Origin of the sequence: Kitasatospora sp. NPDC088351, assembly GCF_040685575.1 — a bacterium.
Taxonomy (GTDB): domain Bacteria; phylum Actinomycetota; class Actinomycetes; order Streptomycetales; family Streptomycetaceae; genus Kitasatospora.
On sequence record NZ_JBFBIL010000065.1, the window covers coordinates 922 to 19,650 of the forward strand.

16 protein-coding genes are annotated in these 18,729 nt (G+C 74.2%); 12 read left to right on the top strand and 4 right to left on the bottom strand.

What is annotated here, in order from left to right:
- A partial coding sequence (locus AB0P06_RS31255) for a hypothetical protein (protein ID WP_363613283.1) occupies window positions 1–1,078 on the top strand: 1,078 nt, incomplete at its 5' end.
- Entirely contained in the window at window positions 1,015–1,842 is an 828-nt protein-coding gene (locus AB0P06_RS31260) for a tetratricopeptide repeat protein (RefSeq protein WP_363613285.1), read from the top strand. The genes AB0P06_RS31255 and AB0P06_RS31260, both read left to right, overlap by 64 nt.
- A gap of 97 nt (window positions 1,843–1,939) precedes the next feature.
- Here AB0P06_RS31260 and AB0P06_RS31265 read toward each other — a convergent pair whose 3' ends face one another.
- Window positions 1,940–3,310 carry a DUF1015 domain-containing protein gene (locus AB0P06_RS31265; RefSeq protein WP_363613287.1) on the bottom strand — a complete coding sequence of 457 codons (1,371 nt, stop codon included), beginning with the start codon at window positions 3,308–3,310 and terminating at the stop codon, window positions 1,940–1,942.
- A gap of 92 nt (window positions 3,311–3,402) precedes the next feature.
- Between AB0P06_RS31265 and AB0P06_RS31270 the strand changes: the two genes are divergently transcribed.
- On the top strand, window positions 3,403–4,029 hold the full coding sequence (locus tag AB0P06_RS31270) for a tetratricopeptide repeat protein (protein ID WP_363613289.1): 627 nt from the start codon (window positions 3,403–3,405) through the stop codon (window positions 4,027–4,029).
- A 99-nt stretch (window positions 4,030–4,128) separates the two neighbouring features.
- Window positions 4,129–5,172, top strand: coding sequence for an HAD-IIA family hydrolase (locus AB0P06_RS31275; RefSeq protein ID WP_363613291.1), 1,044 nt, complete (start codon window positions 4,129–4,131; stop codon window positions 5,170–5,172).
- 34 nt (window positions 5,173–5,206) lie between these two features.
- Here AB0P06_RS31275 and AB0P06_RS31280 read toward each other — a convergent pair whose 3' ends face one another.
- The gene (locus AB0P06_RS31280) at window positions 5,207–5,554 is read right to left on the bottom strand and encodes an SCP2 sterol-binding domain-containing protein (RefSeq protein ID WP_363613293.1); all 348 of its coding nucleotides are present in this window, start codon (window positions 5,552–5,554) and stop codon (window positions 5,207–5,209) included.
- Between the two features lie 174 nt (window positions 5,555–5,728).
- On the opposite strand from AB0P06_RS31280, the gene AB0P06_RS31285 reads away from it, so the two are divergent.
- The 4 genes from AB0P06_RS31285 (at window position 5,729) to AB0P06_RS31300 (ending at window position 8,729) form a co-directional block, all read left to right on the top strand.
- A complete protein-coding gene (locus tag AB0P06_RS31285) occupies window positions 5,729–6,697 on the top strand; it encodes a hypothetical protein (RefSeq protein WP_363613295.1) in 969 nt (322 codons plus the stop codon).
- Window positions 6,690–6,887: a hypothetical protein gene (locus AB0P06_RS31290; RefSeq protein ID WP_363613297.1), complete on the top strand. Its 198-nt coding sequence runs from the start codon at window positions 6,690–6,692 to the stop codon at window positions 6,885–6,887. Before AB0P06_RS31285 ends, AB0P06_RS31290 begins: the two co-directional genes overlap by 8 nt.
- Before the next feature lie 41 nt (window positions 6,888–6,928).
- Complete coding sequence (locus tag AB0P06_RS31295; protein WP_363613339.1) at window positions 6,929–7,735, top strand: TlyA family RNA methyltransferase; 807 nt, start codon at window positions 6,929–6,931, stop codon at window positions 7,733–7,735.
- A gap of 91 nt (window positions 7,736–7,826) precedes the next feature.
- Window positions 7,827–8,729, top strand: a complete 903-nt coding sequence (locus tag AB0P06_RS31300; RefSeq protein WP_363613299.1) for an NAD kinase — start codon at window positions 7,827–7,829, stop codon at window positions 8,727–8,729.
- A 35-nt stretch (window positions 8,730–8,764) separates the two neighbouring features.
- Here the strand turns inward: AB0P06_RS31300 and AB0P06_RS31305 are convergent, their stop codons facing one another.
- On the bottom strand, window positions 8,765–10,276 hold the full coding sequence (locus tag AB0P06_RS31305) for a PLP-dependent aminotransferase family protein (RefSeq protein ID WP_363613301.1): 1,512 nt from the start codon (window positions 10,274–10,276) through the stop codon (window positions 8,765–8,767).
- Between the two features lie 134 nt (window positions 10,277–10,410).
- On the opposite strand from AB0P06_RS31305, the gene AB0P06_RS31310 reads away from it, so the two are divergent.
- From AB0P06_RS31310 to AB0P06_RS31320, 3 genes are all read left to right on the top strand, one after another.
- The gene (locus tag AB0P06_RS31310) at window positions 10,411–11,100 is read left to right on the top strand and encodes a hypothetical protein (protein WP_363613303.1); all 690 of its coding nucleotides are present in this window, start codon (window positions 10,411–10,413) and stop codon (window positions 11,098–11,100) included.
- A gap of 75 nt (window positions 11,101–11,175) precedes the next feature.
- The gene (gene recN / locus AB0P06_RS31315) at window positions 11,176–12,909 is read left to right on the top strand and encodes a DNA repair protein RecN (protein WP_363613341.1); all 1,734 of its coding nucleotides are present in this window, start codon (window positions 11,176–11,178) and stop codon (window positions 12,907–12,909) included.
- Window positions 12,910–13,089: 180 nt separating this feature from the next.
- Window positions 13,090–14,259 (top strand): glycosyltransferase family 4 protein, encoded by a 1,170-nt coding sequence (locus AB0P06_RS31320; RefSeq protein WP_363613305.1) that lies wholly within the window; start codon window positions 13,090–13,092, stop codon window positions 14,257–14,259.
- A gap of 37 nt (window positions 14,260–14,296) precedes the next feature.
- On the opposite strand, the gene AB0P06_RS31325 is transcribed toward AB0P06_RS31320, so the two are convergent.
- On the bottom strand, window positions 14,297–16,300 hold the full coding sequence (locus AB0P06_RS31325; RefSeq protein ID WP_363613307.1) for a glycoside hydrolase family 15 protein: 2,004 nt from the start codon (window positions 16,298–16,300) through the stop codon (window positions 14,297–14,299).
- 765 nt (window positions 16,301–17,065) lie between these two features.
- Here AB0P06_RS31325 and AB0P06_RS31330 point away from each other — a divergent pair.
- Window positions 17,066–18,700 (top strand): CTP synthase, encoded by a 1,635-nt coding sequence (locus tag AB0P06_RS31330; protein WP_363613343.1) that lies wholly within the window; start codon window positions 17,066–17,068, stop codon window positions 18,698–18,700.
- The last annotated feature ends 29 nt before the right edge of the window (window positions 18,701–18,729 follow it).

Sequence of the window (18,729 nt, forward strand, 5' to 3'; positions counted from 1 at the left end):
TTCCGCCGCGATGACCGCCCCTCCGGCGGCGGTTTCCGCCGTGACGACCGTCCGTCCGGTGGTGGTTTCAACCGGGACCGTGACGACCGTGGCGGTTTCCGCCGCGATGACCGCCCCTCCGGCGGCGGTTTCCGCCGTGACGACCGTCCGTCCGGTGGTGGTTTCAACCGGGACCGTGACGACCGTGGCGGCGCCCGTCGCGATGACCGTCCGTCCGGTGGCGGTTTCCGTCGCGATGACCGTCCCTCGGGTGGCGGTTTCAACCGCGACCGTGACGACCGCGGCGGCGCCCGTCGTGACGACCGTCCGTCCGGTGGCGGTTTCCGCCGTGACGACCGTCCCTCGGGTGGCGGTTTCAACCGCGACCGTGACGACCGCGGCGGTTTCCGTCGCGATGACCGTCCCTCGGGTGGCGGTTTCAACCGCGACCGTGACGACCGCGGCGGCGCCCGTCGTGACGACCGTCCCTCGGGCGGCGGTTTCAACCGCGACCGTGACGACCGCGGTGGCTTCCGTCGCGATGACCGTCCGTCGGGTGGCGGTTTCAACCGCGACCGTGACGACCGCGGTGGCTTCCGTCGTGACGACCGTCCGTCCGGTGGTGGTTTCCGTCGTGACGACCGTCCCTCCGGTGGTGGCTTCCGTCGTGACGACCGCCCGTCCGGTGGCGGTGGTTTCCGTCGCGATGACCGTCCCTCCGGCGGCTACAGCCGCGACCGTGACGACCGTGGTGGTTTCCGCCGCGATGACCGTCCCTCCGGTGGTGGTTTCCGTCGTGACGACCGTCCCTCGGGCGGCGGTTTCAACCGGGACCGTGACGACCGTGGTGGTTTCCGCCGCGATGACCGTCCCTCCGGTGGTGGTTTCCGTCGTGATGACCGCCCGTCCGGCGGCTACAACCGGGACCGTGACGACCGTGGCGGCCGGGACTACGACGACCGCCGGGGCAACTACGAGCCGGTCAAGCGCCTGCCGATCCCGGAGGACGTCACCGGCTTCGAGCTGGACGCGGACGTGCGCCAGGAGCTCAAGAGCCTGCCCAAGACGCTTGCCGACGATGTCGCCCGCAACCTGGTGATGGTCGCCCGTCTGCTGGACGGCGAGCAGGAGGAGGCGTACCAGTACTCGCGTATCGCGCTTCGCCTGGCCTCCCGGGTCGCCGCCGTCCGTGAGGCGGCCGGTTTCGCCTCCTACATGACGCAGCGCTACTCCGAGGCGCTGACCGAGTTCCGCGCCGCCCGCCGGATGACCGGCCGCGCTGACCTGTGGCCCGTGATGGCGGACTGCGAGCGCGGTCTGGGCCGTCCGGAGCGGGCGCTGGCGATGGCCGGCGAGCCCGAGGTGAAGCAGCTGGACAAGGCCGGCCAGGTCGAGATGCGCCTGGTCGCGGCGGGTGCCCGCAGCGACATGGAGCAGTACGACGCGGCCGTGGTCACCCTGCAGAGCCCGGAGCTGGCCTCCAGCTCCGTGCAGCCGTGGACCGCCCGTCTGCGCTACGCGTACGCCGAGGCGCTGATCGCGGCCGGCCGTGGCGAGGAGGCCCGCGAGTGGTTCGCGAAGGCCGCCGAGGCTGACACCGACGGTGCGACCAACGCCTCCGAGCGGCTGGCCGAGATCGACGGCCTGGAGTTCGTCGACGCGCTCGACCCGGAGCTGGACGAGTCCGAGCAGGACGAGCCGGCCGAGGCCCCGGCGGCGAAGTCGCGCGGCGGTGCGCCGGACGAGCGGGAGATCTTCGAGGACGAGGAAGACGTCGAGGAGTACTACGACGAGGACGACGTCGAGATCGACGAGGAGTTCGACGGCGTGGTGCCGGAGCGTTCCACCGACGAGAAGCGCTGACCGACGCGCCCGTCAGAACTGAGTGAGGCCCTGCCGCACCCCGGGAGTTCCCGGGGTGCGGCAGGGCCTCACTGCTGTGCCGGTCAGCCCAGCCCGGTCAGCCCAGTTCGAGGCTGCGCAGGACCAGCCCGGTGGCGGGCTTCGGGCCGAAGGAGGTCGACTTCCGCGGCATGGTGACCCCCTGCTCGGCGAGCCGGCGGACCACGCTCTCGCGCACCGGGTGCAGCAGCACGGCGGTGCCGCCGGTCCGGGCGGCCTCGCGCTCGGCGGACACGGCGGTGTGCAGGTAGCCGATGTCGTCGGGGCCGTCGGGGACGCGCCAGGTGTGGTCGAGCAGCGTGGCGTGCAGGACGGTCGCGTCCAGGTGACGCCACTCCTCGGGGCGGTCGCTCGGCACGGTGGCGTCGATCAGGGACTCGTCCGGTTCGCCGATCAGCCAGTAGACGCCGTCGCCGCCGGTGAGCAGGAAGCCGGTGCCGCCGTGCCGTTTCTGCTCGGCGAGGGCCTGGAGGGCGGTGTCCAGCGGGCCCGGCACCTCCTTGACCTGCCAGCGGTCGCCCAGTTTCTTCAGCGCCTCGGCGACCGGCAGGCGGTACAGCACACGGTGGATCGCCCGGACCCGCAGCGGGTAGCGGGCGGTGTCGACCAGGAGTACCAGGCCCCGGTCCCAGGGGCTGCGCGGCAGGTGGCGGTGCTCGCGCTGGAGCCGCAGGTACATTTCCCACCGGTGGTGGCCGTCGGCGATCAACGCCCGGCAGGTGGCCAGGTCGCGGCCGACCTCGGCGATTTCGGCGGGATCGGTGACGGCCCAGAGCCGGTGGTGGGTGCCGTCGGTGGTGGTCGTGGTGAGCAGCGGTTCGCCCCGGACGGCCCGTTCGACCACCCCGGCGGCGCCGCCGTTGCCCCGGTAGGTGAGCAGCAGCGGTTCGAGGTTGGCCCGGGTGGTGCGCATCAGGCCGACCCGGTCGGCGACCGGCCGGGGCATCACGTCCTCGTGCGGGAGCACCACGCCGGCCTCCCGGCCGCTGACGGCGAGGGCGCCGACCAGACCGCGCTGCAGCAGCTCGGGGGAGTCGCCGGTGGCGGGGACGCGTTGCTCGTAGACGTAGAGCGCGGGCTCCGGGTCGGCGGCCAGGACGCCCTCGCGCTGCCAGTCGCGCAGCAGCCGGGCGGCGTGCCGGTAGCGGGTGTCGCGGTCGGGGCGGTCGCCGGCGTCGTTGGGCTCGGGGCGCGGCAGGATCAGCCGGACCACGTTGTGCGGGTCGGCGGTCTCCAGGTCGAGCCGGCGGCCGGGGTCGACGACGTCGTACGGCGGTGAGGTGACCGCGGCCAGGGTGCCGACCCGGTCGGGGACGTACCTCAGACCTCGGAAGGGGGACAGGGACAGACCTGCGGTGGCGACGTGCCCGGGATCGCCGGGGCCGCCCTGCGGAGACTCCACTCCGCTTTCTGCACTGGGTGTGCTCATTCTGGGCATCGTAATCGGGTACGCGTTGTTCAGAGATCTGAACGCCCGTGCCGATCGGTGGGGCGGGCGTCGTGACCGAGGGCGAGGTACGCATGAGCGGTAGGCAGGAGAGGGTGGACGGCGGCGGACCCGGTGAGCCGGGTATGCCCGCCCGGTCGGGCGGTGCCACCGGTGGGGACGGTCCGGCCGAGGGCGGCGGCGTGCCCGCGCAGGGGCGGACGGGGGATCCGGCGGGGGACGTCTACGACTGGTTCCGCCGGGGCGGGGCGCTGCTCGCGCAGGGGAACCCGGCGGCGGCCGAGCAGCTGCTGGCGCGGGCGGCCGCCGCCGAGCCGCACTCGCGCAGCATCCGGGAGACGCTGGCGCGGGCCCAGTTCGACGCCGGTTCGTACGCGGCGGCGCTGGAGAACTTCCGGGCTGTCGCCCTGGCGGACCCCTCGGACGACTACGCTCAGTTCGGGTGGGGTGTGTCGGCCGCCCGGCTGGGCGACTTCGAGACGTCCGCCGAGCATCTGGCGCTGGCCGTGGCGATGCGGCCGGAGACGGACCACTACCGGGCGGCGCTGCGGCAGACCCGGGCGACCCTGGCGGCCCGCGCCGGGGCGTTCGGCCCTCTGCTGCCGGGGGCGCCCGGGTACCTGGAGGCCCCGCGGGCGTCCGGCGCGCTGCCGGGGAACGCGGAGTCCGAGGTGCCGGCCGACGGGGATCCGACGCAGTGACCGCACCGAAGGCGTGACCGCGACGGACGCGGTGAGCGCAGTGAACGCAGTGACTTTCGACGCAGTGACTTTCGACGCAGCGAATGAGGTAGAGCAGGCATGACCGAGACGGCCACCACCGCGCGACGGACCGCCCCGGGCGGGAGTGAGCACCCGCTCACCGAGGCGTACGACACGGCGCTGCTGGACCTCGACGGCGTGGTCTACGCGGGCCCGAACGCGATCGAGCACGCCGTGGACTCGCTGGCGACGGCGCGGACGACCGGGATGCGGCTGGCGTACGTGACCAACAACGCCTCCCGGCCGCCCCGGGTGGTGGCCGCCCACCTGACCGAGCTGGGTGTGCCGGCCGAGCCCGCCGACGTGATCAACTCGGCCCAGGCGGCCGCCCGGGTGGTGTCCGAGAAGGTGCCGGCCGGGGCGAAGGTGCTGGTGGTGGGCGGTGCGGGCCTGGAGGAGGCGCTGGCCGAGCGCGGCCTGGTGGCGGTCCGCACGCTGGCCGAGGAGCCGCTCGCGGTGGTCCAGGGTTACGACGCCTCGGTCGGCTGGACGCACCTGGCGGAGGCCTCGTACGCCGTGCAGCAGGGGCTGCCCTGGGTCGCGTCCAACACCGACCTGACGGTGCCGACGGCGCGCGGCATCGCGCCGGGCAACGGGACGCTGGTCGCGGCGGTGCGCGCGGCGACGGGCGTGGAGCCGGAGGTGGCGGGCAAGCCGCTGCCGCCGATGCACCGGGAGACGGTGCTGCGGACGGGCGCGCAGCGGCCGCTGGTGGTCGGGGACCGGCTGGACACCGACATCGAGGGCGCGTTCAACGGCGGGGTGGACAGCCTGCTGGTCTTCACCGGGGTGACCACCGCGGCGGAGCTGCTGGCCGCGGTGGTGGAGCACCGGCCGACGTACCTGGCCGCGGACCTGCGCGGGCTGCTGGTGCCGCACCCGGTGGTGACGGAACAGCCGGGTGGCGGCTTCGGCTGCGGCGGCTGGACCGCGGTGGCCGAGGGCGGCGTGCTGCGGCTGGAGGGCGTCGGGGCGGACCGCTGGGACGGCCTGCGGGCGCTCTGCGCGGCGGCGTGGACGGCGCTGGACGCGGACGGCGAGCCGGTCGACGGGCGGAAGGCGCTGGCCGAGCTGGGCTTCTGACCGGCCCCGACCCGTCCTGGGCGGGCGGCCGGGGTCAGAGGAGGGTGCGCAGCCGCAGCAGATCGCGGAAGCCGGCCTCCAGCCTGACCCGGCCGCCCGCCCAGGCGGCCGCGAAGTTGAGCCTGCCGTCGACCAGGGCCACCAGGTCGTCGCTGGCCATGGTGAGCCGGATCTCGGCCTTCTCGGCGGGGGCCCCGGGAGCCTCGGTGACGTCCTGGATCCGGCCGTCGCGGAGCCGTCCGGAGAAGGTCAGGTCGAGGTCGGTGATCCGGCAGGTGAGCGAGCGGTCGAGGGAGGCCGCCGTGCGGACGTCTCCGGTGGACTTCGCCATGTTCCGGCTGAGCTGCTCCAGTGCCTCACGGCACTCCTCGGCGTTGGCCATGGCGGTGGGTCCACTCCTCGGTACGGCGTCCGGCCTGTGGCGGGCGGCGGCGGTGACTGCGGGCCACGGTACCGCAGGAGGGTTTTGGCGGTAGCGTCGTCAGTGGGGTGCCCGGACGTTCCGGACACCCGACGGCGACGGAGCGATGCGCGCAGGCGCTTAGGAGGCACCCGGATGCTGCCGAAGACGGTGCGGGGAGCGGTGGAGGTCGCCGCCGGGCTGGTGGAGGAGGTCGGCAAGCGGGTCGTCGGGACGGCGGCGGAGCTGCTGGAACGGACCGGGATCGACGTCACCGAGGTGGAGCGCCGGTTCGGCGGGCAGTTCCCGCCGTCCGCCAAGCAGCTCCAGACGCTGGCGGAGGAGGCGGTCACCGCCGGACGGGCCGGGGTGGACCTGGCGGTCGGTGTGGCGCGCGGCGAGGTGGAGAAGGCCTTCGAGCGGGTCGGCGACCAGGTGACCAAGGTCGGTGTGGTGCTCGCCTATCTGGAGAGCAGACTGCGTGAGGTCCAGGACGGGGACGGGCCGGCGGGTACGACGGTGGTGCCGGCTCCGGCTCCCCGGGCGGACGATCTGTTCGGGCGTGGCTGGGAGCAGGAGGACGGTCCCGCGGTCCGGGTGATCGGCGAGCCGATAGCGGCCGAGCGGGTCGAGGTCGACGAGCCGGTGGAGGTCGATCCGCCGGTGCCGCCCGCAAGGCCCGCGAAGGCCGTGCGGGAGGTCCGGGACGTCCGGGACGTGCGGGATGTTCGGGACGTGAAGGACGTGGAGCCCGAGAGCCCGGCACGCACCGGGGAACCCGTGGGTCCGGCCGAGCCGGCGGCGGGGAAGCCGGTGAAGAAGCAGGCCGGGAAGGCCACCGCGCGGCCGGCCACGGAGAAGCCGGCCCCGGCCGGGAAGGCCCCCACCGGAAAGACCCCCACCGGGAAGGCCTCATCGGAGAAGGCCGCCACGGACAGGACCCCGGCCGCGAAGGCGCCCGCCAAGAAGGCCGCTGCCAAGAAGACGGCGGTGAAGAAGACCGCCGTGACGAAGAGCTCGGCCACCCGAAGGACAGCGGCCGCAGGGCAGGAGATGCCCGCCAAGCGAACCGCCACGAGGAAGACCACCGTCCGGAAGACCAGCACGAAGAAGCCCGATGCCTGATACCGAACCGATCACCGGGGAACTCCTGCCGCCGGGCGGCGAACCGACCCCGACCGGCCACCCCGTCGTGGACGCCGGGCTGGCCCGGCTGGCGGCGCTGGACGGGGTGCCGACCGAGGCGCACCCCGCGGTGTACGAAGATGTTCACCAGCGGCTCACCGACACGCTGGCCGCGCTCGACCAGGAATGACCCGCCAGGAATGACCCGTAGGAGCTGAAACACCAGTGGCAGTGGCACGACGCCGTCTCGACGCGGAGCTGGTCCGCCGCAAGCTGGCCCGGTCGCGCGAGCACGCGTCCGAGCTGATCGCGGCCGGCCGGGTGACCGTCGGCGGCACCACCGCGACCAAGCCGGCCACCCAGGTGGAGACCGCGGCGGCGGTCGTGGTGGCGAAGGACGAGAACGACCCCGACTACGTCTCCCGGGGCGGTCACAAGCTCGCCGGGGCCTTCGCGGCGTTCGTGCCGCAGGGCCTGGTGGTCGAGGGGCGCCGGGCGCTGGACGCGGGCGCGTCCACCGGCGGGTTCACCGATGTGCTGCTGCGAAGCGGCGCGGCCGGGGTCCTGGCGGTGGACGTCGGCTACGGCCAGCTCGCCTGGTCGCTGCAGAGCGACGAGCGGGTGACGGTGATGGACCGCACCAATGTGCGCGAGCTGACCCTGGAACTGATCGGCGGCACCCCCGTCGACCTGGTGGTCGGCGACCTCTCGTTCATCTCGCTGGGCCTGGTGCTGCCGGCGCTGGCCGCCTGCGCCGCCGAGGACGCGGACCTGGTGCTGATGGTCAAGCCGCAGTTCGAGATCGGCAAGGACCGGCTCGGCAACGGCGGTGTGGTGCGCAGTCCGCAGCTGCGGGCCGAGATGGTCCGGCAGGTGGCCGGGCAGGCCTGGGAGCTCGGGCTGGGCGTGCGGGCGGTCACCGCGAGCCCGCTGCCGGGCCCGTCCGGAAACGTCGAGTACTTCCTCTGGCTGCGCCGGGACGCCCCCGCGCTGGACCCCGCGGAGGCGGACCGGGCCGTCGCCGAGGGCCCCCGATAGGGTGCTTTGCGGGCGTCCGGTCCGTCATGCTGAGTGACGCGGCCGCACCGGGCCGAGGGCGACCCGGCAGGCGTAGGGAGAGGGCAGCGGCATGAGTGAGGAACGTACGGTCTTCCTGATCGCGCACACCGGCCGGGAGGCGGCGCTGCGCAGCGTCGAGGGCCTGGTGCACGGGCTGCTGAAGGCGGGCATCCGGATCAGACTGCTCGCGGCCGAGGCGGTGGACCTGGATCTGCCGGACGGGGTCGAGCGGGTGGCCGGGGGGCCGGGCGCGGCGGACGGCTGCGAGCTGATCCTGGTCGCGGGCGGGGACGGCACGCTGCTGCGCGGGGCGGAGCTGGCGCGCGAGCACGGGCTGCCGATGCTGGGCATCAACCTGGGCCGGGTGGGCTTCCTCGCCGAGGCCGAACGGGACGATCTCGCGGTGGTGGTCGAGCGGGTGGTGGACGCCGACTACGAGGTCGAGGAGCGGATGACCATCGATGTCATCGTGCGGACCAACGGCGACGCGGTGCACCACGACTGGGCGCTGAACGAGGCGTCGATCGAGAAGGCCTCCCGGGAGCGGATGCTGGAGGTGGTGACCGAGGTCGACGGCCGTCCGGTCTCCAACTTCGGCTGTGACGGGGTGGTCTGCGCGACGCCGACCGGTTCGACGGCGTACGCGTTCTCCGGCGGCGGCCCGGTGGTGTGGCCGGAGGTGGAGGCGCTGCTGATGGTGCCGATCAGCGCGCACGCGCTGTTCGCCCGGCCGCTGGTGACCTCGCCGGACTCGGTGCTGGCGGTGGAGGTGCAGCCGAAGACGCCGCACGGGGTGCTCTGGTGCGACGGGCGGCGCTCGGTGGAACTGCCGGCCGGGGCGCGGGTGGAGGTCCGCCGGGGCCAGACGCCGGTGCGCCTGGCCCGGCTGCACCGGGCGCCGTTCACCGACCGGCTGGTGGCCAAGTTCGCGCTGCCGGTGACGGGTTGGCGCGGGCGCTCGCAGACCCCCTGAGATCCTGACGGTCCCCGAGCCGCCCTGACGCCCAGTCAGACCGCCAGTGGCTGGCTGTCGTCGGTGGCGCTCCACCGGCCGCCGTCGGCCGCCCTGGCGGCGACGGCGACGAGTCGTTCGACGGCGGCGGGGACGGCCGGGGCGGGCACGGTGAGCGGGATCCGGATGTGGTTCTCGAAGGCGCCGTCGGAGCCGAAGCGGTTGCCCGCCGCGATCCGTACCCCGCCGTGTTCGCCGGCCCGGGCGATCGCCGCCCCGGACAGGCCGCCGGTGGCGACCCAGAGGCAGAGCCCGCCGGGCGGTTCGGCGTACGTCCAGCCGGGCAGGCGGGCGGCCAGCCCGGTGGCGAAGGCGGCGGCGGTGGCCCGCAGCCGGTCCCACTGGTGGGCGCGGACGGCCGGGAGCGGTTCGCCCATCAGCTCGGCGGCGATCAGCTGCTCCAGCACCGGGGCCCCGACGTCGCTGTAGACGCGCTCGGTGGCCAGCCGGCGGACCAGCGCGGGGGCCGCCCGCACCCAGCCGATCCGCAGTCCGCCCCAGAGCAGCTTGCCCGCCGAGCCGACGGTGACCACCTGGGCGGCCCGGTCCAGCGCGGCCGTCGGGCGGGGGAATCCGGCCCCTTCGGGCACGCCCCAGCCGAGTTCGGCGGTGGTCTCGTCGACCAGTACCACGGTGCCGGCGGCCCGGGCGGCGGCCAGCAGCTCGCGGCGCTGCTCCTCGCCGGTCAGCGCGCCGGTCGGGTTGTGGAAGTCCGGGATCACGTACGCGACCCTGGGTGCGGCGCCGCGCAGCACCCGGCGCCACTCGGCGAGGTCCCAGCCGGGCTGCTGCCGGGGGCCGCCCGGCCAGGCGTAGGGGACCGGCACCAGGCGGGCGCCGGCGAGCCGCAGCGCCTGGAGGGTGTGCGCGTAGCTGGGCGCCTCGACGGCGACCCGGTCGCCGCGGCCGATCAGCACCCGCTGGGCCAGGTGCAGACCGCCCATAGCGCCGGTGGTGATCAGGATCTGGTCGGGGGTGGTCGGCAGCCCGCGCTCGGTGTAGCGGCGGGCCACCGCCTCGCGCAGGACCGGGACGCCGGTCGGGAAGTGGCCGTGCCCGGCGGCGTACGCGGGCAGCTGTTCGAGGGCCCGGGCGGCCGCCGCGCCGAGGTGGGGCTGCGGGGCGGGCAGGGCGGCGACGCCGAGGTCGAGGGTGCGGCCCTGTTCGTCCGGCGGCACCGGGTGCAGCGCGTCACTGGGCGGCGGGGCGCCCTCGGGCAGGGCCGTCCAGCTGCCGGCGCCGCGACGGCTGCGCAGATAGCCGTCGGTGCGCAGGGTCTCGTACGCGGTGGCGACGGTGGTGCGGCTCAGCTCCAGGGCGGCGGCCAGTTCGCGCTCGGCGGGCAGGCGGGCGCCGACCGGCAGCCGGCCCTCGGAGACCAGCAGCCGGATCTGCCCGGCCAGCGTTCGGTAGGCGGGCCGGCGGGGGGTGGCGGGTTCGGGCAGCCGGGCGGTGCCGAGCAGCCGGGCGAGCGCGGGGGGAGTGACGGTGGTGTGCCAGTCGGCCATGGCTGATCAGTCCACTTGCTTGGAATTGGCCCTGGAGCGGGTCGCTTTGGCCTGCCCATCATGGCAGGGCGGCCGTCAAGTCCGCCACTGCCGGGCCTGTCGCCGGCGGTGCAGCACCACCAGCAGGAGACCCGATGGCCACCACGACCACGCCGACCCCCACGCCCACCGTCCGCCCGGAGCGGACCCCGCCCGCCGTCCGCCTGTTCGGCGACACCCACGCGCTGGGCCGCCGGCTCCCGCAGCTCGCCGTCGGGCTCTCCCTGTACGGCGCCAGCCTGGCGCTGATGCTGCGCTCCGCCCTCGGCCTCGACCCGTGGGACGTCTTCCACCAGGGCCTCCAGCGCACCGTGGGCCTCTCGGTGGGCGCCTGGGTGACCATCTGCGGCGCGGCCGTACTGCTGCTCTGGATCCCGCTGCGCCAGCGGCCCGGGGTCGGCACCGTCGCCAATGTGCTGGTGCTCGGGGTGACGATGGACCTCACCCTGCGGGTGGTCGGCACCCCCGGCGGACTGCCCGGCCGGATCGCGCTGATGACCGCCGGCATCGTGCTCAACGGCCTGGCCACCGGTCTCTACATCGGCGCCCGGCTCGGCCCCGGCCCGCGCGACGGCCTGATGACCGGCCTGCACCGGCGCACCGGCCGCTCGCTGCGGCTGATCCGCACCGGAATCGAACTGACCGTTCTGGCCGCCGGCGTTCTGCTGGGCGGCACCGTCGGCGTCGGCACCGTCGCGTATGCGCTGGCCATCGGCCCGCTCGCGCAGTTCTTCCTGCGCTGGTGCACCGTGCCCACCGCTTCGCGAACCTCCCGGAAGGGATGAACTTGCGGGCGCCAGGTTGCCGCTCGTCGCGCGCCGGGGGTGGAACCTCGTAAGGTCGTCACCGTGTTGGACGAGATGCGGATACGGGATCTTGGGGTCATCGACGATGCGGTGGTCGAACTGGCTCCCGGCTTCACCGCCGTGACCGGTGAGACCGGTGCGGGCAAGACCATGGTGGTGACCAGCCTCGGCCTGCTGCTCGGCGGACGCGCCGACCCGGGCCTGGTGCGCAACGGCACCGGACGCGCGGTCGTGGAGGGCCGCCTCGAACTGCCCGCCGGCTCCCCGGCGGCGGTCCGCGCGGTCGAGGCGGGGGCCGAACTGGACGACGGCGCGCTGCTGATCAGCCGGACCGTCTCCGCCGAGGGCCGGTCCCGGGCGTACGTCGGCGGCCGGGCCGTCCCGGTCGGGCTGCTCGCCGAACTCGGCGAGGACCTGGTAGCCGTCCACGGCCAGACCGACCAGCAGCGCCTGCTCCGCCCGGCGCGCCAGCGCGGCGCGCTGGACCGGTACGCGGGCGAGGCGGTGGCCGGGCCGCTGGCCCGCTACCGCGAGGTCTACCGGCGGCTGCGCGAGGTCGCGGCCACCCTGGAGGAGCTGACCACCCGGGCCCGCGAGCGGGCCCAGGAGGCCGACCTGCTCCGCTTCGGCCTGGACGAGGTCGCCGCCGCCGAACCGGTCGGCGGCGAGGACGGCGAGCTGTCCGCCGAGGCCGAGCGGCTCGGCCACGCCGACGCGCTCTCCTCGGCCGCCACGATGGCCCACGCCGCCCTGGCCGGCGACCCGGCCGACCCGGAGGCGCTGGACGCCGGGACCCTGCTCGCGCAGGCCCGCCGCGCGCTGGAGGCGGTCCGCCACCACGACGAGCGGCTCGCCGCCCTCGCCGACCGGCTGAACGAGGTCGGCTACCTCCTCGCCGACGTGGCCGGCGACCTGGCCGGCTACGCCGACGACCTGGACGCCGACCCGGTCCGGCTGGCCGCCGTCGAGGACCGCCGGGCCGTCCTGGCCCAGCTGCTGCGCAAGTACGGCGGCCCGGAGAACTCCCTCGCCGAGGTGATCGCCTGGGCCGAGGCGGGCGCCGCCCGGCTCGCCGAGCTCGACGGCGACGACGAGCGGATCGACGAGCTCGGGGCCCAGGAGACCGCGCTGCGCGCCGAGTTGGCCGATCTGGCGGCCGAGGTCTCGAACGCCCGGCAGGCCGCCGCCGGCCGCTTCGCCGAGGCCGTCTCGGCCGAGCTCGCCGAACTCGCCATGCCGCACGCCCGGGTGACCTTCGCCGTCGGCTGGGTGGACGACCTGGCCGGGCTCGAGGTCGACGGCCGCACCGTCGCCTACGGTCCGCACGGCGTGGACGAGGTCGAGGTGCTGCTCGCCCCGCACCCCGGCGCTCAGCCCCGCCCGATCGCCAAGGGCGCCTCCGGTGGTGAGCTCTCCCGGGTGATGCTCGCCGTCGAGGTGGTCTTCGCCGGTGCCGACCCCGTCCCCACCTATCTCTTCGACGAGGTGGACGCGGGCGTCGGCGGCAAGGCCGCGGTCGAGATCGGCCGCCGGCTCGCCAAGTTGGCCGAAACCGCCCAGGTCGTGGTGGTCACCCACCTGCCGCAGGTCGCCGCCTTCGCCGACCGGCACCTGGTGGTGGAGAAGACCAACGACGGCACCGTGACCCGCAGCGGTGTCAAGGTGCTGAACGACGAGGAGCGGGTGCGCGAACTCTCCAGGATGCTGGCGGGTCTGGAGGATTCCGAGCTCGGCCGGGCCCACGCCGAGGAGTTGCTCGCCGCGGCCAGGGCCCCGCGCCACCGCTAGCCGTACGGGCGGCGGCCCTACGGACGACGGCGACGCGCCCCTCGGTGGCGCCGACTGTCCAAGAGGGCCGCCGACCTGGCATGGTGGCGGCTGGACACTGGCTTTCCAGTCCCGAGCGCCGTCGGCGGGCAATCCTCGCAGCGCGGCGTGAGTACCTGATCGAGTCGGATGCGAGACGACGTGGACCATTCCGCCGCACGGGCCACCGCGGCCGCCCCCGAGCCGGGGCAGCTGCGCGTGGTGCTCGTCCTGGCCGCCAGTACCGGCGGCATCGGTGCGCATGTGCGCTCCCTGGCACAGGGCCTGGTCGCGCACGGAGTGACCGTCACGGTCTGCGCCCCCGCCGGTACGGACGCGCTGTTCGGCTTCTCCCGCACCGGCGCCAGGTTCCACCTGGTCGACATCACCCCCACCGCGGGCGCCCGCAGCGACGCCACCGCGATCGGCGAACTGCGCCGCGCCTTCACCGGCGCCGACGTCGTGCACGCCCACGGCCTGCGCGCCGCCCTCCTCTCCGACCTGGCGCTGCGCACCGCGGGCCGCTTCCCGGGGCTGCGCCCGGAGACCCCGCTGGTGGTCACCTCGCACCACGCGCTGCTGGCCACCGGCATGGAGCGGAGGCTCCAGCGGCTGATGGAGCGTCGGGTGGCACGCGCCGCCGACCTGGTCCTCGGCGCCTCCTCCGACCTGGTCGCCCGGGCCCGTGAACTGGGCGCCACCGACGCCCGGCTCGGCCCGGTGGCCGCCCCGCCGATGCCCGAGGGCCGGCTGGAGCGGGCCGGGGCCAGGGCCGCGCTGCTCGGCGACGGCCCGGACCGCCCGCTGGTGCTGGCGGTCGGCCGGCTCGTCCCGCAGAAGGCCTTCGGGGTGCTGCTGGACGCCTCCCGCGAGCTGTCCGCCCTGGACCCGCGGCCGCTGCTGCTGGTCGCCGGAGACGGCCCGGAGGCCCCCGGGCTGCGCGAGCGGGTGGCCGCCGAGCGGCTGCCGGTCCGGCTGCTCGGCTACCGCACCGATGTACCGGACCTGCTGGCGGCCGCCGACCTGGTGGTGGTCAGCAGCCGCTGGGAGGCCCGCTCCCTGGTGGTCCAGGAGGCGATGCGGGCCGGGGTGCCGGTGGTCGCCACCGCCGTCGGCGGTATCCCCGAACTGGTCGGGGACGCGGCCGTGCTGCTCCCGCCGGGCGACCCGGCCGCCCTCGGCCGGGCGGTGCGCGAGCTGTTGGCGGATCCGGCCCGCCGCGAGCGGCTGGCCGAGGCCGGCCGCCAGCAGGCCCGGACCTGGCCGGACGAGGCCGCCACCGTCGCCCAGGTGCTCAGCACCTACGACGAGCTGGTCCAGCGCAGCGCGTAGGGCCGGTCCGGCGGGCCCTGCCCGGACCGGCCCAGGCTCAGACGGTGGCCTGTTCGGTGCGGTCGGCCGCCCGGCCGTCCGGCTGGGCGGACAGGTAGGCACCGCCGCAGGCCGTCAGCCGCAGCGCGGTGTCGATCAGCGGGACGTGGCTGAACGCCTGCGGGAAGTTGCCGACCTGGCGCTTCTCGCGCGGGTCCCACTCCTCGGCGAGCAGGCCCAGGTCGTTGCGGAGCGACAGCAGCCTGTCGAACAGCTCCCGTGCCTCCTGCACCCGGCCGATCATGGCGAGGTCGTCGGCCAGCCAGAACGAGCAGGCCAGGAAGGCGCCCTCGTGGCCGGAGAGGCCGTCCACGTTCTCGGCGTGGTCACCGCTCGAATCGTCGTGCGTCGGGTAACGGAGCACGAAGCCGTCCTCGGTGGACAGTTCGCGCTGGATGGCCTCGATGGTGCCGATGACCCGCTTGTCGTCCGGCGGGAGGAAGCCGACCTGGGGGATCAGCAGCAGCGAGGCATCCAGCTCCTGGCCGCCGTAGTACTGGGTGAAGGTGTTGCGCTCCGCGTCGTAGCCCTTCTCGCAGACGTCCCGGTGGATGGTCTCGCGCAGCTCGCGCCAGCGCTCCAGGTGGCCGTCGGAGGGCGCGTCCTCGGGGGTCTGTTCCAGCAGCTTGATGGTGCGGTCGACGGCGACCCAGGCCATCACCTTGGAGTGGACGAAGTGGCGGCGCGGGCCGCGCACCTCCCAGATGCCCTCGTCCGGCTCCTGCCAGTGGTCCTCCAGGTACTCGATCAGCCGCAGCTGGAGGTGGTGGGCGTGGTCGTTGCGGACCAGGCCGGTCATGTGGGCGAGGTGCAGGGCCTCGACGACCTCGCCGTAGACGTCGAGCTGGAGCTGGCCGGCCGCGCCGTTGCCGACCCGGACGGGCTGGGAGCCCTCGTAGCCGGGCAGCCAGTCCAGCGAGGACTCGGTCAGCTCGCGCTCGCCAGCGATGCCGTACATGATCTGCAGGTTCTCCGGGTCCCCGGCGACGGCGCGCAGCAGCCACTCGCGCCAGGCCTTGGCCTCGTCCCGGTAGCCGGTGCGCAGCAGTGAGGAGAGGGTGATGGCGGCGTCGCGCAGCCAGGTGTAGCGGTAGTCCCAGTTGCGCTCGCCCCCGATGCCCTCGGGCAGTGAGGTGGTGGGGGCGGCGACGATGCCACCGGTCGGGGCGTAGGTGAGGCCCTTGAGGGTGATCAGCGAGCGGATCACGGCCTCGCGGTAGGGGCCCTGGTAGGTGCACTGGCCGGCCCACTCGTGCCAGAAGTCGGTGGTGGCGTCGAGCATCTCCTCGGCGTCCGGGGCCTTCGGGGCCTCCAGGTGGGAGGCCTGCCAGGTGAGCGCGAAGGCGATCCGCTCACCGGCGGTGACGGTGAAGTCGGCGTAGGTGGTGAGGTCGCGGCCGTAGGTCTCGGCCTCGCCGTCCAGCCACACCGAGTCGGGGCCGGCCACGGCGACGGTGCGGTGGCCGCCGTCGGCCTGCTCGACCCGGTGCACCCAGGGCACGATCCGGCCGTAGCTGAACCGCATCCGCAGCGCCGAGCGCATCCGGACGGTGCCGGCCACGCCCTCGACGATCCGGATCATCTGGGGGACGGAGTCGCGGCCGGCCAGCGGGCGCGGCGGCATGAAGTCGATCACCCGGACGGTGCCGCCCTGGGAGTCCCACTCCTGCTCCAGGACGAGCGAGTCGCCCCGGTAGCGGCGCCGGTCGGCGGGGACGGCCGGCGCGGCGGCGGTGGCCGGGGGCATCCGTAGTCCGCCGGTGCCGGCGAAGCGGACGGGCGGGACGGCCGGCGCGGCGGCCGGGGCGGGTAGGTCGACGGCCATCACCTCGGCCGGCCCGATCCGCCAGAAGCCGTGTTCATCGGTGCCGAGCAGGCCGGCGAACACGGCCGGCGAGTCGAAACGGGGCAGGCAGAGCCAGTCCACTGCTCCGTCCCTGCTGACCAGGGCGGCGGTCTGCATGTCCCCGATGAGTGCGTAGTCCTCGATACGGCCGGCCACGTGGATCTCCAGTTCGCAATGTGGTCACGACGCATCGGCGATCCGAGGAGAGCGAGCGGTCTGCGGGGCCGGGTGGTCACCCCGGGACGTCCGGCCCGCCGGGGGGTGGTGGCGGGCCTTGCTGGAGTGTCCGCGCGGGGCTCGGTCGAGTCCCTGGGTGGGTGGAAGAAGCTGGATTACGGGGAGGTCCGGTCGCGCATCGGGGACCGAGAGGTGTCCTGACCCTCCCACGCCCTCCGCGTGCTCTTGCTGTCGGCGATGCGTCCGTGCAGCTTACGACGGACGAAAGGGGCGAAGCACGCGGACGCCGCCTCGTGTGGCGCCACAATTCGGCGGAAATGCCGTGCATCGCGGTGGCTCGGCACAGGATGGCTCGGAAGGATCACCTCCGGATGACCCGTCCGGAGGGGCCCTGATGGCCCGGGAGAGAGCCCCGGAGTGGCCCGCTTCGGCCGGTGGTGCGACCGGTGTGAAAAGTGCGCCGGGTGGTGCGCCGGTGGTACGCCGCAGGTGCGCTCCCCGGGCGACCCGGGCGGGCCGGAACGCGTCCCGGCCGGGTCACTGTTACCCTGGTATCCCGTGGACCGGTGGGATCAAACGCCCCGGACCAGCCGAACCGACGACCCTCCGAGTGCCGTGCACCACACCGCACTCCCGTCGGCAGGCGACCCGCGAGCCTCCCGCCCACGTCACCTTCGACACGCGACCCACGGGAGCCCCCTCTTGGCACAGCCCCATTCCGGCAAGGCATCGAACGGCCGCGCCGTGACGACCAAGCACCTCTTCGTCACCGGGGGTGTCGCCTCTTCTCTCGGCAAGGGCCTCACCGCCTCCAGCCTGGGCGCACTGCTCAAGGCCCGCGGCCTGCGCGTGACGATGCAGAAGCTCGACCCCTACCTCAACGTGGACCCGGGCACCATGAACCCGTTCCAGCACGGTGAGGTGTTCGTCACCGACGACGGGGCCGAGACCGACCTGGACATCGGTCACTACGAGCGCTTCCTGGACACCAACCTGCACGGCTCGGCGAACGTCACCACCGGCCAGGTGTACTCGACCGTCATCGCCAAGGAGCGCCGCGGCGAGTACCTGGGCGACACCGTCCAGGTCATCCCGCACATCACCAACGAGATCAAGTCCCGGATCCGCCGGATGGCGACCGAGGACGTCGACGTGGTGATCACCGAGGTCGGCGGCACCGTCGGCGACATCGAGTCGCTGCCGTTCCTGGAGGCGGTCCGCCAGGTCCGCCACGAGGTCGGCCGGGACAACGTCTTCTTCGTGCACGTCTCCCTGCTGCCCTACATCGGCCCCTCCGGCGAGCTGAAGACCAAGCCGACCCAGCACTCGGTGGCCGCGCTGCGCAACATCGGCATCCAGCCGGACGCCATCGTGCTGCGCGCCGACCGCGAGGTCCCGCAGGCCATCAAGCGCAAGATCTCGCTGATGTGCGACGTGGACGAGGAGGCCGTGGTCGCGGCCATCGACGCCAAGTCGATCTACGACATCCCCAAGGTGCTGCACGGCGAGGGCCTGGACGCGTACGTGGTGCGCCGTCTCGACCTGCCGTTCCGCGACGTGGACTGGACCACCTGGGACGACCTGCTGCGCCGCGTGCACGAGCCGCAGCACATCGTGAAGGTCGCCCTGGTCGGCAAGTACATCGACCTGCCGGACGCCTACCTGTCGGTGACCGAGGCGCTGCGCGCCGGCGGTTTCGCCAACAACGCGCGGGTCGAGATCAAGTGGGTGACCTCGGACGACTGCACCACGCCCGAGGGCGCGCAGGAGCACCTCGGCGATGTGGACGCGATCTGCATCCCCGGCGGCTTCGGCGACCGCGGCGTGGACGGCAAGGTCTCCGCGATCACCTACGCCCGGGAGAACCGGATCCCGCTGCTCGGCCTCTGCCTCGGTCTGCAGTGCGTGGTCATCGAGGCCGCCCGCAACCTGGCCGGCCTGCCCGAGGCCAACTCCACCGAGTTCGACGCGGCCGCCAAGTACCCGGTCATCTCCACCATGGCCGAGCAGCTGGCGATCGTCGACGGCAAGGGCGACCTGGGCGGCACCATGCGTCTGGGCCTGTACCCGGCCAAGCTCGCGGAGGGCTCGATCGTCCGTGAGGTGTACGGCGGCGAGCAGTACGTCGAGGAGCGTCACCGCCACCGCTACGAGGTCAACAACGCCTACCGCGCGGACCTGGAGAAGACCGGCCTGGTCTTCTCGGGCCTCTCGCCCAAGGGCGACCTGGTCGAGTACGTCGAGTACCCGCGCGAGGTGCACCCCTACCTGGTGGCCACCCAGGCCCACCCGGAGCTGAAGTCCCGCCCGACCCGCCCGCACCCGCTCTTCGCGGGGCTGGTGAAGGCCGCCATCGAGATCAAGACGGCCGCGAAGTAGCGCACGCGCAGTAGCGCAGTAGTTCCGAG

Coding starts and splice junctions, on each gene's coding strand:
- AB0P06_RS31280 (WP_363613293.1), bottom strand. CDS start 5,554: ATGGCCAACGCCGAGGAGTGCCGTGAGGCACTGGAGCAGCTCAGCCGG.
- AB0P06_RS31270 (WP_363613289.1), top strand. CDS start 3,403: ATGAGCGGTAGGCAGGAGAGGGTGGACGGCGGCGGACCCGGTGAGCCG.
- AB0P06_RS31265 (WP_363613287.1), bottom strand. CDS start 3,310: ATGAGCACACCCAGTGCAGAAAGCGGAGTGGAGTCTCCGCAGGGCGGC.
- AB0P06_RS31305 (WP_363613301.1), bottom strand. CDS start 10,276: ATGGCCGACTGGCACACCACCGTCACTCCCCCCGCGCTCGCCCGGCTG.
- AB0P06_RS31290 (WP_363613297.1), top strand. CDS start 6,690: ATGCCTGATACCGAACCGATCACCGGGGAACTCCTGCCGCCGGGCGGC.
- AB0P06_RS31300 (WP_363613299.1), top strand. CDS start 7,827: ATGAGTGAGGAACGTACGGTCTTCCTGATCGCGCACACCGGCCGGGAG.
- AB0P06_RS31275 (WP_363613291.1), top strand. CDS start 4,129: ATGACCGAGACGGCCACCACCGCGCGACGGACCGCCCCGGGCGGGAGT.
- recN (WP_363613341.1), top strand. CDS start 11,176: ATGCGGATACGGGATCTTGGGGTCATCGACGATGCGGTGGTCGAACTG.
- AB0P06_RS31310 (WP_363613303.1), top strand. CDS start 10,411: ATGGCCACCACGACCACGCCGACCCCCACGCCCACCGTCCGCCCGGAG.
- AB0P06_RS31285 (WP_363613295.1), top strand. CDS start 5,729: ATGCTGCCGAAGACGGTGCGGGGAGCGGTGGAGGTCGCCGCCGGGCTG.